We start from the raw sequence: 13,686 nt of genomic DNA on the forward strand, positions 1-13,686 counted from the left end.
CAAAGCACAAAGATAACGCAATTCAAATAAATATGACAAGATGTCAGACGAAGAATTAACATTGTTTTAGAATTCTTATCAGCAGTGAAGGATTATAAATTTTTAGGAAATCCAATCGGCAGTATTGGAGAACTTAATTATTTTTTTTAAGAATGTCGATATGGACCTAATTTACCTTACAACATTTTTTGTATTTTTTGTTACTACCACAAGGACAACGGTGATTGTTTCCAACTTTCGGCGTTTCTCTAATTTGAGGTTCTTTTGAAAACTCTTTAAGTTGAATGTATTTTTGAATTTCATTTCCTAATTTACTGAAGCTCTCTTCAGCATATATTTTGAATTTTTCTTTGCCTACTTCTTTAGTTATTGAATTTATCCAATTAAGAGCTATTTTTTCATCAGATAAATGGCCATTAAGTCTATTTATATCTATCGATTTGAAAAAATAACACAATGAATTTGGATAATCTCTGGTAGTAAAATAAAATGCTCCAATATTATTGAAAGTAGAGGCGATTGCCTTTTTGTCTCCTATTTCCTCACTTACTTTAAGAGCTTGATTAAATTTTGAAATACCTTCTTCTAATTTTCCTTGTTTTTGAAAAATTATCCCTAAATTGTTGTAGCATAATGCAATGTTTGCTTTGTCTCCAGTTTTTTCGCACATTTCCAATGCTAAATAAGTTTCTATTAATGCTTCGTCTAAAATATTTTGTTCTCTTAAAACACATGCGTGATTAATCGTGTAAAGTGTTAAAGAAATTTTATTTCCCATTTCTTCTGCTATCATTTTACTTTTGTTATAGAATTCGGAAGCTTTATTAAATTGAAATTTTCGCAGAAATATGTTAGCCAAATTATTATAAGAATCAGCAATTCCTTCGATATCGTTTATTTCATTTCTAATTTTTAAGGACATATTAAGATTGGTGAGAGCCATATCTCTCTTGTCAAACTCGAAATTTACTAATCCGATATCATTCAACGCTCTGGCTTCTTCTTTAAGTAAAGAATGTGTTTTTGTAAATAGATGAGCATTTTCAAAATGTCTTAATGCTTCCTTAATGTCGCCTCTTCGGAAAAGTATTTCTCCATGTTTTATTATTCCTTCGGCTTTAATTTTAATATCCTCATCATGACTTGCCTTTTCAAAATGAATTATTGCCTCATACCATTTACCTTTAATTTGTGCAATATCTCCATATAAGATTTCAAAAATTGGACGAAAAATATTTAAATGATTAAGCTTATTAAATAATTCATTCAATAATCCTAACTGTCCTTGTAGAATAAATTTACGTCCTGAAATTTCAATAAAATTGGCAATAGTTTCCCATTCTTCAGCTTCTGATAAATGATAAAATATTTTCTCTTCTAATGATGCATTTAATATTTCACGTCTTTGTAAAATAAGATAATCTGCGGCTTTCTTATGAACAGATTTTTTGTCTACAAGTTTTTCATAACTGAAAGATCGAACTAATGGATGCATTTCGTAGAAGCCTTCTTTGAAAGTAATAAGTAGTTTTTCCATTAAACCATCTAACAGATAGAAGACTTCTTCATTGTCGTATAAATGGTTAATTTCTTGTATTGAAATTCTTTCTTTGAAAATTGAGCATTTTAAAAAGCATTCTCTTTCTGCATCCGTTGTTTTAGGATGATTAAAAATATCTAAAAATAATCTTTTGCTAAACTCTTCAACTTTTCTTAAACCCGTAATTTCAGGCATATGAAGCAAAATGTCATCTGCGGATTTTCCACGACTCATAAGCCACATAGAAAATTCAATTGCTAAGGGATGGCCATCAACACCCTCACATATAATTTCTAAATCAGAATCGATAATTGAACTATATTGTGCATTTGATGTTTTTAGCTTTCTGGCGTATTCTAAAGCATCTTTATTTAGACCTTCAAGTCTAAAAAGATGTAAATTAGTAATCCGTTCAATTGAAGGTTCTGTTTTCGTAATTAAAATAATTGTTGCTTTCTGAAGGTATTGGTTTGCAAAACTTAAAAATTTGGAAAACGCAGGGTCTTCATAATCATTATAATTATCCCAAAAAATAACCCTTTCATCTTTTTCTATCAAATCTTTCAAGCCACTGTACAAAGCAAGATCAGTTTTCTTTTCACCTTTTAAAACATCTCCATAACCAGCATTTTCAACGAATACATCAAAGTTTGATTGGGCGGAGCCATCAAGCCAGATGATTTTATCTTTATTAAGAATTGTTTTCTCAATTATTTGGGCGGTAAATTGTGTTTTACCAGTTCCTCCAAGTCCTTCAATTGCAAAAATTCTAAATGAAGTAAATGTTTTTTTGAATTCTTCAATTTCTGTTTTCCTTCCGGTAAATAAGATACTTGGTTTAGGATAATCGGATAGTTTATTTAAATTAGAATTTAAAATTATTGGTTGGATAATAATTTCTCTAGTTTCCGTTCGAATTAAAAAAGCAGTAAAAGAATCTTCAATTTTTTTTACTAAATCTAGAATATATCGGTCCGTGTTTGGATTCGGAATTAAAGTTCCGTCTGTTTGTCTAAAATTTATTAAATCTGCATAAGTGAAGTTTTCAATTTCTGCTTTTCCATAAATTGAACCTTTTGGTTTGAAGAATTGAAGTTTTGCTAAATCTTCCCAACGATTAAAATCACAAGGTTTGAACATTATGGGAACAATTAAAATGCCTTTCGCTGAATAACGCTTAGTGAATTCATTAAATTCTTTTTCTCTAATGTATTTTGATGACATAAATCCAATGCTGACTAAAAGTAATGCTACATTGCATTCTTGTATGTTGTTTTGAATAGTATCATCCCAAAAATCACCAACATGAATTTTTGTGTCATCCCAAATACTCCATTCAAAATGTTCAGCATTCTTTATTACTTTTTTTAAGCCTTCACAGAAAACTTTAAAATAAGGTTCGTCATCGTGCGAATAGGAAATAAAGAGATTTATTTTATTAGTTGAGTTAATCATAAGTATGAAATATTAACAAAAAATATAAGTTGGTATTTTAAAAAATGGCAATGACTTAAAAAAAAAACATTTTTTTATCGACACGATCCTAGACAATCAATTCTTCGTAAACGAAAACGAACCTCATCTCCTACAAATATAAAAGATTATCATTCAAAACCTATCCGTAATATTTTATTCCTCAATTAATGTTGGGAATCTTCATTAGTATTATAGATCATTATAATAGCTAACTTTTACAGGTTTCTTTAATTCAAAATAAAATTCTTGAGAAAGGTTAAGGCAGATGAAATATTAAAAATGAATTTGTAAAATATGTGCTTGAAGAACGGTTTCGATCTGTTAAGACTTACAATTGGAGTGTCAATTTACTGCTGTTGCAAGTCTTTTTGCAATCAATGTAAACTCGCATTTCAACGAGAAAATTGACTTTTAAAATTTAAAAAACCCAAAACTTAAAAAAATCATATACTTTTGCCGACATAAACAATCGGGATATGGCAAAGAATTTAGTTATAGTGGAATCACCTGCGAAGGCAAAAACAATCGAAAAATTTCTAGGAAGCGATTTTCAAGTAGAGTCCAGTTATGGGCACATTGCGGACTTACCTTCCAAAGAAATTGGTGTAGATGTGGAAAATGGTTTCAAACCCAAATATGAAGTTTCTGCCGATAAAAAAGCTTTGGTAACTAAACTAAAAGGACTTGCCAAAAAAGCTGAAATGGTTTGGTTAGCAAGTGATGAGGATCGAGAGGGAGAAGCTATTTCTTGGCATTTAGCCGAAGAATTAAAATTAGACAAAACCAAAACCAAGCGTATTGTTTTTCACGAAATTACAAAAACCGCAATTTTAAAAGCAATTGATAATCCACGTGAAATCGATTATAATTTAGTCAACGCACAACAAGCACGTCGTGTTTTGGATCGATTGGTTGGTTATGAATTGTCGCCTGTACTTTGGAGAAAAATAAAAGGTGGACTTTCTGCCGGTCGTGTACAATCGGTTTCTGTTCGTTTGATTGTAGAACGTGAAAGAGAAATTCAGAATTTCAAAGCCGTTGCAACGTATTCTATTGTAGCAGAATTCACTAACGAAGCCGGAAAGTCATTCAAAGCCAAACTACCTAAAAATTTCAATACTAAAAAAGAAGCTGAAGATTTTTTGAATAAAAATATCGGTTCTACTTATAAAGTTTCAGATTTAGAAACGAAGCCTACCAAAAAATCACCAACTGGTCCGTTTACGACTTCGACTTTGCAACAAGAAGCGGCTCGTAAATTGTATTTGCCTGTTGGAATTACGATGCAACTCGCACAACGTTTATATGAAGCCGGATTGATTACCTATATGAGAACGGATAGTGTGAATTTATCCAAAGATGCGATGGAAGCTGCTCAGGCTGAAATCATCAAATCCTACGGAAAAGAGTTTTCTAAACCGCGAACTTTTGTCAATAAAAGTAAAGGGGCACAGGAAGCGCACGAGGCAATTCGTCCTACGGATATGTCGCGTCACACGGTAGACATCGATAGAGATCAAGCGCGTTTGTACGATTTGATTTGGAAAAGGACGTTGGCTTCGCAAATGAGTGATGCACAATTAGAACGTACTAACGTGAAAATTGAAGCGAATAATCACGGTGAAATGTTCACGGCATCCGGTGAAGTTTTGCTTTTTGAAGGTTTCTTGAAAGTGTATCTTGAAGGTCATGATGACGATGATGAAGAGCAAGAAGGAATGTTGCCGGCGATGAAAGTCAACGAAAAATTACAAAACAATTATATTACTGCAACCGAAAGATATTCTCGTGCTGCTGCAAGATATACCGAAGCTTCTTTAGTAAAAAAATTAGAAGAGTTAGGGATTGGTCGTCCTTCTACTTATGCGCCAACAATTTCTACAATTATCAACAGAAATTATGTGGAGAAAGGAAATCTAGACGGTCAGGAACGTAATTATACGCAATTGACTTTGCAATCCGGAAAAGTTGGAGAGAAGTTATTAAAAGAAAATACGGGTTCTGATAAAGGAAAATTAGTTCCAACGGATATTGGAACGATTGTTACGGATTTCTTGGTTAAGAATTTCGGAAATATTCTTGATTATAATTTCACTGCAAAAGTGGAACAGGATTTTGATGAAATAGCAGAAGGAAATATTGTTTGGACAAAAATGATGCAAGAATTCTACGATACATTTCACCCAATAGTAAAAGATGTTGAAGCGAATGCAGATAGAGAAAGTGGTGAAAGAATTCTGGGAACCGATCCTAAAACAGGGAAACCAGTTTCGGTGCGTTTAGGGAAATTTGGACCAATGGCTCAAATTGGCGCTGCCGATGATGAAGAGAAAAAATTCGCCAGTTTAATGACAGATCAAAATATTGGAAATATTACTTTAGAGGAAACGTTGAATTTATTTTTGCTGCCAAAAAATCTTGGAGAATATAAAGGAGAGGAAGTTGAGGTAAGTAATGGTCGTTATGGTCCTTATATTCGCCACGGTGCTGCTTTTGTTTCTTTGCCAAAAGGCGAAAATCCGCTAGACGTAGATTTTGAAAGAGCTCAAGAATTAATTGATGAAAAAGCACTTGCCGATGCGCCAATAGCCGTTTATAAAGGCGAAGGAGTTCAAAAAGGAACGGGTCGTTTTGGTCCTTTCATCAAATGGGACGGCTTGTTTATAAATGTAAGCAAGAAATATAATTTTGATGATTTGTCTCAAGCGGATATTGAAGCCTTAATTGAAGATAAATTGCAAAAAAATATTGATAAGGTTTTGCATAATTGGGAAGAGGAAGGGATTTTAGTTGAAAAAGCCCGTTGGGGACGTTCTGTTATTACTAAAGGTAAAATCAAAATTGAATTAAGTAAAGATGTAGATGCCACAAAATTGACATTGGCTGAAGTTCAGGAAATGATTGCCAAGAAAACACCAGTAAAAAAAGTAGCAGCAAAAAAAGCACCGGCAAAGAAAGCAGTAGTAAAGAAACCAGTAGCAAAAAAGAAATAAATGGAATTTGATTTTCTGAAACCCGTAGATAATGAAATCCTTAGTTATATAAACGGATTGACTTCTCAGCAATTAGGAAGTAAAATTGTGTTGCATACAGAAAAACAATTTCCGGATTTAAATAAGATTAAAATTGCTGTAATAGGCGTTTTAGAAAATCGAGGAGATAAAAAAGCGGTTTCGGATGTTGATTTGATTCCTCTACGAAAAGAGTTGTATGGATTGTTTCCCGGAAACTGGGATGCTTCTATAGCTGACTTAGGGGATATTCTTGCGGGGAATTCTACTGAGGATACTTATTTTGCATTAAAAAAAGTTGTTGCAAGTTTGATCAAGAAAAAAATTACTCCTGTAGTTATTGGTGGTTCCCAAGATTTAACGTACGCGCTTTATAGAGCTTATGATGATTTGGAGCAAATGGTCAACTTGGTTTCGATTGATAATAAATTTGATTTTGGTAAGGATGAAGAGGCCGTTTCAGCTTCTTCTTATCTGACAAAAATAATTGTAGACGAACCGAATAATCTTTTCAACTATTGTAATATTGGGTATCAGACGTATTTTAATTCACAGGAAGAAATAGATTTGATCGAAAAACTGTTTTTCGACGCCTATAGACTGGGAGAAGTTTCGAATAATATCTCTATTTCAGAGCCTGTTTTTAGAGATGCTGATTTGGTCAGTATTGATTTAAATTCGGTTAAATCATCTGATTCTGGGAATTTTATTTCATTTACACCGAATGGTTTTAATGGAAAAGAGATTTGTTCATTGTCGCGATATGCAGGAATAAGTGATAAAGTATCTTCTTTTGGGATATTTAACCACAATAGTTCGGCACAAGAATCTGTTATCATAGCACAGATAATTTGGTATTTCATAGAAGGGTTTCATTATCGTTCGAATGAGTATCCTTTTGGAAGCAAGGAAAATTATTTAAAATATATAGTTCCACTAGAAGAGGAGGAATTGATTTTTTATAAAAGTGATAAAACGGATCGCTGGTGGATAGAAATTCCTTTTATTTCAAATGTTAATAATAAACTAAAAAGAAATACGTTATTACCATGTTCGTATGACGAATATTTATTGGCTTGCAACCAAGAATTGCCTGAAAGATGGTGGAAAGCACAACGTAAGAATATTGTGTAATTAATTGCGTAAGATTCACAATTCAATCGTTGAAAATTGTTTGTAAATTAATGGATTTTATAAGTTTGAAATTTTAAAAACGCATGAAAAAACCGATATCTATGTGTTTTGTCGGTTATTTTGGTATTTTATCGATAAAATATTTTTTTTGTATTTTATTTAACATTATTTTTGATATCGAATTAATTTCACAGCAAAAATATTGTTTTATTAATAAATAATAAATAGGTTTACACACTTAAAAATAATGAATAGATAACAAAATTTATATGAAGAAGTTCATTGCATATACGTCAATTTTGGCCCTTTTAATCGGCTGTGGTAAATCAAGCGATAAAGGAGAATTAGTTGGTATTAATGGAGGTAAGTGGCATCCTGAAAAGCCTTATGGAATGGCTTTAATTCCTGGTGGTGCTTTTATTATGGGTAAATCAGACGCTGATTTAGCTAATGTGGAAGATGCTCCGACTAAAACAGTTACTGTTCGTTCCTTTTATATGGATGAAACAGAAATTACCAATAGTGAATACCGACAATTTGTAGAATGGGTTAAAGATTCTACGATGAGAGTTCGATTGGCTATTCTTGCAGATGAAAGTGGACAAACCGCTGGTGCAGGAGACGCTCAAGGCAAAGGGAAGAATACAGGAAGTATCGCTGATTTTGCTTTTAATGATTCAGATCCTGAAAAGATGACCGCTTATGATAAATACATGTATGATAATTATTATAGTGTAGGTACAGCTGACGATCCTTACGCAGGCAGAAAATTGAACAAAAAAGTGAAATTAATCAAAGATACTAAGTTGTATCCGGATGCGTATTATGCTGAAGTGATGGATTCCATGTATTTGCCAATAGAGGCTTCCTACAATGGATTGCGAACGATAGATGTCAATAAATTAAAATTCCGTTACTCTTGGATGGATATTCAGGCAGCTGCGAAAGCTAAAGTAGGAAATAGAAAAAATTTCATCAGAACAGAAGAAGTAAAAGTTTATCCTGATACAACAGTTTGGATTAAGGATTATGCTTATTCTTATAATGAGCCTATGCACAATGATTATTTTTGGCATAAAGCGTATGGAGATTATCCAGTTGTAGGAGTTAAATGGACTCAGGCCAAAGCTTTTTGTGCTTGGAGAACTTTAAATAAAAACACCTACATAAAATCCAAAAAGAAAGGGCACGATTTAATAAACTCTTTCAGATTGCCAACAGAAGCAGAATGGGAGTATTCAGCAAGAGGTGGTTTAGAATCAGCTACTTATCCTTGGGGTGGTCCTTACACTAAAAATGACAGAGGTTGTTTTCTTGCTAACTTTAAACCGAATAGAGGTGATTATGCAGCTGATGAAGCGTTATATACTGTAGAAGCAAAATCGTATGAGCCAAATGGTTATAATCTTTACAATATGGCAGGAAACGTATCTGAATGGACGGATTCGTCTTACGACCCAAATGCTTATGAATACGTTTCTTCAATGAACCCAAATGTTCAGGATTATAATAATCAAAGAAAAGTAGTACGAGGCGGTTCATGGAAAGATGTTGCTTATTTCCTTCAAGTAAGTACTCGTGATCATGAATATGCTGATTCTGCTAGAAGTTACATTGGTTTTAGGACTGTTCAAGATTATATGGGAGTTCAATCCACTGGAAACGGGACAAAGAAATAAACAAAATAAAAAAAACCAAGTCTATATCTATTAAATTAAAAAACAAACTATTATGGCACTACTAAGCAAAAAACAAATGAATTTCGCATACGGTATGGGAGCTGCGGTTGTAATTATTGGCGCATTATTTAAAATAACTCACATTGAATTTGGAATCATAACCGGAAATTTAATGTTAACAATAGGTTTAGTCGTAGAAGCTTTAATTTTTGCTCTTTCTGCTTTTGAACCAGTTGATGATGAATTAGATTGGACATTGGTTTATCCAGAACTTGCTAATGGTAAGCCTGCTGGAGAAAGAAAATTAAAAGTAGAAGCTCCGGCTGATGCTCAAGGATTGTTATCTCAGAAATTAGACGCAATGTTGAAAGACGCTAAAATTGACGGAGAATTAATGGCAAGCTTAGGAAACAGTATTAAAAACTTTGAATCAGCAGCAAAAGGAATTGCTCCAACTGTAGATTCTATTTCTGCAACTAAAAAATACAGTGAAGAATTATCGATGGCTGCGGCACAGATGGAATCTTTAAACAGCTTATACAAAGTACAATTAGAAAGTGCTTCAAGAAATGCTGAAGCAAATAAAGAAATTGCTGAAAATGCTGGAAAATTAAAAGAACAAATGCAATCTATGACTGCAAATATTGCTTCATTGAACAATGTTTATGGCGGTATGCTTTCTGCAATGGGTAATAAAGGGTAATTAGTTTCAAACTAGAAAACAACAACAAACTAATTAGTAGAAAATATGGCAGGAGGAAAACTAACCCCTAGACAGAAGATGATTAACCTAATGTACTTGGTTTTTATCGCAATGTTAGCTTTAAATATGTCCAAAGAGGTGTTGTCAGCTTTTGGGATTTTAAATAATAAAATAGTAGAGTCGAACTCTATAACTGATACAAGAAATGAAAGTTCATTTCTACAGTTAGCTCAAAAAGCAGTGGATCAACCAGGGCAATTTGGAGATAAAAAAGTTAAAGTTGAAAAAATTAGAGCTTTGTCTAAAGAGTTTAACGACTATATAGAAAATATCAAAACAACGGTTACTGCGAAATTTAAAAGAGATGCTGAAGGAAATTTGCCATACGAGCAAATGGATAAAGGAGATTTGATTGACAGAATGTTCTTTACTGGAGATAGAGTTTCTAAAGAAGGTAAAGAGTTTTTAGGTAAAATTAATAATTTTTCAACTCAAATAAAAGCCATTGGCGGAAGTTCAATTGCTGATTCTGAAATGAAAAAAATCGAAGCCAGATTCGCTACCAAGCCGGTTTATTCTGAAAAAGCTGGTGCCAAATTAGATTGGATCGATTACAATTATAAAGGATATCCACTAATTGCTACAATTACTAAATTATCGCAATTACAAGCGGATATTAAAACAACAGAAAGCGATGTGATGACAGGAATGTTTCAGTCGGATTTAGTTGCAGCAGCATCACTTACTGCTTACCAACCGATTGTAGTTCTTGATAAATCTGTTTTCTTTCAAGGAGAAGCGGTAACGGGAAAAATTATTTTAGGAAAATTTGATCCATCTTTGAAAGCTAAATCTGTTATTGTAAATGGATCTAGTGTACAAGCGCAGGCAGGTCAAGCTAAATTCTCTTTCGGAGCAGGTAATATCGGAGAACATGCTATTGGCGGTTCATTTAATTTTGATGAAAACGGGAAAGTAGTTAGTTTACCTATTAAAGATAAATACGTTGTTGTGGCTAGACCAAAATCGGCTACAATTTCTGCTGATAAAATGAATGTAGTGTATAGAGGTGTTGTAAACCCAATGACAATTTCTTTTGCAGGAGTTACTGCAGATAAAGTTTCAGCGAGTGCTCCAGGATTAAGTTCTGCGGGTGGTGGTAAATACAATATGAGTCCAGGTTCAGGATCTGAAGTAGTTATTAACGTAACAGGTGCACTTCCTGACGGTTCTAAAGTTTCGGATAAGAAAACCTTTAGAATAAAAGGTATTCCTGGTCCTACAGGAACGATTAGAGGAGAAATGGGTGTGGTAAAAGGACCTAAATCAAATTTACAAATTGCTACAATTGGAGCTAAATTAGTTGATTTTGACTTTGAAGTTGGATTAAACGTAATTGGATTTAATTTAAAAGTTACAGGTCAACCTACTGTAGTTGTTACAGGAAATAAATTGAATGCACAGTGTAATGCTGTTCTTTCAAAAGCAGTTAGAGGTGATCAAGTTACTATCTCTGAAATAAAAACAAAACTTGTAGGTGCAGGTAGCTATTTATTGCCAAGAACTGCTCCAGTAATTTTTGAAATACAATAAATAATAAGTACGTTTATATTTGACCTACTTCAATATCTTATTATGATACCATGATGAATGTAAGAAATTTTTTAATCGCTATTGTCTCTATTACGGGAAGTTTCGCCTCTTTTGGACAGTCTAATTTGCTTAATGCAAAAACTCCTGACCAAATAGGGCTCAAAACTGCAGCACAACTCATTTCAGATAATGATAAACCATTAGCTTATGGCTATGTGCATGATAGAGATGTTTTGATGGGTAAGACGACATGGGAAATTATTGACTTAAGTGAAAAAATTAATTTCGCTTTGTATTTTCCTATTGATACTGCAAATATTGGATCCGACAGAAGATCGCTATATGATGTGCTTACGAAAGCTTTGAAAAATGGTAAAATTACTGAGGTGTATACCGATAGTTATTTTAATACCAAAAAATCGATGCAAGATATTCAAACTTCTTTGACTCGTATTGACACTACTGATGCAGGTAGAGAACAAATTAATGCAGGAAATCAGATATCCGATGAGTATATTTTAAGACAAGATTTAGCAGCTCAAGATGTAACCCAATATAAAATTAAAGGGTACTGGTATTTTGACAAACGTCAGAGTGAATTGAAGTATCGTTTATTGGGAATTTGTCCTGTGACACCAGATGTTTATACCATGAACAGTGATGAAAAAGATTATATCGAATTGTTCTGGGTATTTTTCCCAGCTGCAAGAGATGTTTTACATGAAGCAAAAGCTTTCAATGATAAAAATTCAGCGATGCCAGTTTCATTTGATCAAATATTGAACTCGAGGCGTTTTAATAGTGTTATTTACAAAGAAGAAAATGTATACGGAGATAGAAGTATTGAAGAATACATGAAAGATAATGCTCAAAATCAATTATTAGAGTCGGAAAGAGTAAAAGAAAAAATCCGTAATTTCGAATCCGACATGTGGAATTATTAATACCGATTTTAAAATACAATATAGAAACTCTTACTGTAACGGTAAGAGTTTTTTGTTTTTAATATGTTTACTTTGCACTTATTTAAAAGGTATTATTTCACATGATTGATTATTTAATTGTTGGTTCTGGTTTAGCAGGTATTTCATTTGCAGAGGTTGCTTTGCGTAATGACAAATCTATTTTTGTATTCGATAATAATTCTCAAAATTCATCCAAAATTGCAGGAGGTTTGTATAATCCGGTTATTTTAAAACGTTTTAGCGAGGTGTGGCAGGCACAAGAGCAATTGGTCTTGATGAACGAATTTTATACTTTTTTAGAAAAAAAACTAAATTGCAAAGTTGATTTCAAAAGCCCTATTTTAAGGAAATTCTTTTCCATTGAAGAGCAGAATAATTGGTTTGCTGCTTCGGATAAAATAGCACTGGCTCCTTTTTTATCGACACAATTGATTTCTAAAAAGTATATCGGAATCGATTCTCCTTACGGGTATGGCGAAGTTTTACAAACGGGTTATGTGGACACCGCTTTGCTCTTGAATAAATATAGGGAATACTTGAAAAAATATAATCTATTTCAAGAAGTAGCATTTGATTATGATGCTCTAAAAATTGAATCGGATAGTATTCAATATAAAAATATTCACGCTAAACATATCATTTTTGCAGAAGGTTTTGGGATGCATGCCAATCCCTATTTCAATTATTTGCCTTTGGACGGAACAAAAGGGGAGCTTTTTATTATTAAAGCGCCTGAGTTAGATCTAGATGTAATTGTAAATACGAGTGTGTTTATTTTGCCACTTGGGAATGATTTATTCAAAGTTGGAGCAACGTATAATTGGAAAGATAAAACAGATTTGCCTACTGAGGAAGGAAAAACAGAGTTAGTAGATAGAATAAAAGAAATTATCACTTGTGATTTTGAAATTGTCGAGCATTTTGCTGGCGTTCGACCAACGGTTAAGGACAGAAGACCATTAGTGGGTACGCACCAAAAATATGAATCGATTCACATCCTGAATGGTCTGGGAACCAGAGGTGTTATGCTTGGACCGGCAATGGCAAAAGTATTATTTGATAATATAGAAAATGAGGTGCCTTTAAGTAAGGAAATTGACATTAGCAGATTTCTGCCTAAAGGGCAACAATAGTGTTATTTTTGTTTCGTTTTTGGATCATACGAAACAAACATGTTGATGTATATGTTTCTGGACCAACGCAAAACAAATGGAAATAACACAATAAGTGACACAATTATAGAAATAAATGCTACTTTAAGGCTGGCGCCAAATAATACAAAAGCGATAATAAACGCTGCAATCCCAACGGCAACATTCAATCCATAACTAACATACATTGCACCATAAAAGAAGGAAGGTTCAATTTGATATTTTAAACCACAATGGCTGCAGTTTTCGTGCATTTTCAAGATTTTATTGAAGTGTAACGGATTTTTATCGAAATACATACTCTCATTCTGACATTTAGGACAAGTTCCTGTTAAAATGCTATATAATTTGGATCCTTTTTTTAACATTTGCAAAAAATTTAATTTTTCCTTTTTTAATCCCGACAATTCGGGTTACAAATTTACAAATTCGAA

At 33.0% G+C, this 13,686-nt stretch carries 9 protein-coding genes; 7 read left to right on the top strand and 2 right to left on the bottom strand.

All coding sequences use genetic code 11. The annotated features are described in order from the left end of the window. Positions 1 to 166: 166 nt before the first annotated feature. A complete protein-coding gene (locus ACNQGD_RS02045) occupies positions 167 to 2,995 on the bottom strand; it encodes a tetratricopeptide repeat protein (protein WP_417998131.1) in 2,829 nt (942 codons plus the stop codon). A 497-nt stretch (positions 2,996 to 3,492) separates the two neighbouring features. Between ACNQGD_RS02045 and topA the strand changes: the two genes are divergently transcribed. The 7 genes from topA to ACNQGD_RS02080 all read left to right on the top strand — a co-directional run bounded on the left by topA (position 3,493) and on the right by ACNQGD_RS02080 (position 13,234). Further along, positions 3,493 to 6,009: a type I DNA topoisomerase gene (topA, locus tag ACNQGD_RS02050; RefSeq protein ID WP_417992513.1), complete on the top strand. Its 2,517-nt coding sequence runs from the start codon at positions 3,493 to 3,495 to the stop codon at positions 6,007 to 6,009. Next, the gene (locus ACNQGD_RS02055; protein ID WP_417998132.1) at positions 6,010 to 7,161 is read left to right on the top strand and encodes a formimidoylglutamase; all 1,152 of its coding nucleotides are present in this window, start codon (positions 6,010 to 6,012) and stop codon (positions 7,159 to 7,161) included. A 269-nt stretch (positions 7,162 to 7,430) separates the two neighbouring features. Next, positions 7,431 to 8,840 (top strand): T9SS ring complex lipoprotein PorK/GldK, encoded by a 1,410-nt coding sequence (gene porK, locus ACNQGD_RS02060; RefSeq protein ID WP_417998133.1) that lies wholly within the window; start codon positions 7,431 to 7,433, stop codon positions 8,838 to 8,840. A 52-nt stretch (positions 8,841 to 8,892) separates the two neighbouring features. Beyond that, positions 8,893 to 9,543, top strand: a complete 651-nt coding sequence (gene porL / locus ACNQGD_RS02065) for a type IX secretion system motor protein PorL/GldL (protein ID WP_417997677.1) — start codon at positions 8,893 to 8,895, stop codon at positions 9,541 to 9,543. 45 nt (positions 9,544 to 9,588) lie between these two features. After that, the gene (porM, locus tag ACNQGD_RS02070) at positions 9,589 to 11,136 is read left to right on the top strand and encodes a type IX secretion system motor protein PorM/GldM (protein WP_417992517.1); all 1,548 of its coding nucleotides are present in this window, start codon (positions 9,589 to 9,591) and stop codon (positions 11,134 to 11,136) included. 53 nt (positions 11,137 to 11,189) lie between these two features. After that, a complete protein-coding gene (gene porN / locus ACNQGD_RS02075; RefSeq protein WP_417992678.1) occupies positions 11,190 to 12,080 on the top strand; it encodes a type IX secretion system ring subunit PorN/GldN in 891 nt (296 codons plus the stop codon). A gap of 101 nt (positions 12,081 to 12,181) precedes the next feature. After that, complete coding sequence (locus ACNQGD_RS02080; protein ID WP_417998134.1) at positions 12,182 to 13,234, top strand: NAD(P)/FAD-dependent oxidoreductase; 1,053 nt, start codon at positions 12,182 to 12,184, stop codon at positions 13,232 to 13,234. A gap of 2 nt (positions 13,235 to 13,236) precedes the next feature. Here ACNQGD_RS02080 and ACNQGD_RS02085 read toward each other — a convergent pair whose 3' ends face one another. Next, positions 13,237 to 13,620 (bottom strand): DUF983 domain-containing protein, encoded by a 384-nt coding sequence (locus ACNQGD_RS02085; protein ID WP_417998135.1) that lies wholly within the window; start codon positions 13,618 to 13,620, stop codon positions 13,237 to 13,239. Positions 13,621 to 13,686 lie beyond the last annotated feature (66 nt).

It is taken from the genome of Flavobacterium glucosi (genome assembly GCF_048286535.1).
Classification (GTDB): Bacteria; Bacteroidota; Bacteroidia; order Flavobacteriales; family Flavobacteriaceae; genus Flavobacterium.

Excerpts from the sequence above, each read along its gene's own strand:
- ACNQGD_RS02045 (WP_417998131.1), bottom strand. The coding sequence starts at position 2,995 with ATGATTAACTCAACTAATAAAATAAATCTCTTTATTTCCTATTCGCAC.
- topA (WP_417992513.1), top strand. The coding sequence starts at position 3,493 with ATGGCAAAGAATTTAGTTATAGTGGAATCACCTGCGAAGGCAAAAACA.
- ACNQGD_RS02055 (WP_417998132.1), top strand. The coding sequence starts at position 6,010 with ATGGAATTTGATTTTCTGAAACCCGTAGATAATGAAATCCTTAGTTAT.
- porK (WP_417998133.1), top strand. The coding sequence starts at position 7,431 with ATGAAGAAGTTCATTGCATATACGTCAATTTTGGCCCTTTTAATCGGC.
- porL (WP_417997677.1), top strand. The coding sequence starts at position 8,893 with ATGGCACTACTAAGCAAAAAACAAATGAATTTCGCATACGGTATGGGA.
- porM (WP_417992517.1), top strand. The coding sequence starts at position 9,589 with ATGGCAGGAGGAAAACTAACCCCTAGACAGAAGATGATTAACCTAATG.
- porN (WP_417992678.1), top strand. The coding sequence starts at position 11,190 with ATGAATGTAAGAAATTTTTTAATCGCTATTGTCTCTATTACGGGAAGT.
- ACNQGD_RS02080 (WP_417998134.1), top strand. The coding sequence starts at position 12,182 with ATGATTGATTATTTAATTGTTGGTTCTGGTTTAGCAGGTATTTCATTT.
- ACNQGD_RS02085 (WP_417998135.1), bottom strand. The coding sequence starts at position 13,620 with ATGTTAAAAAAAGGATCCAAATTATATAGCATTTTAACAGGAACTTGT.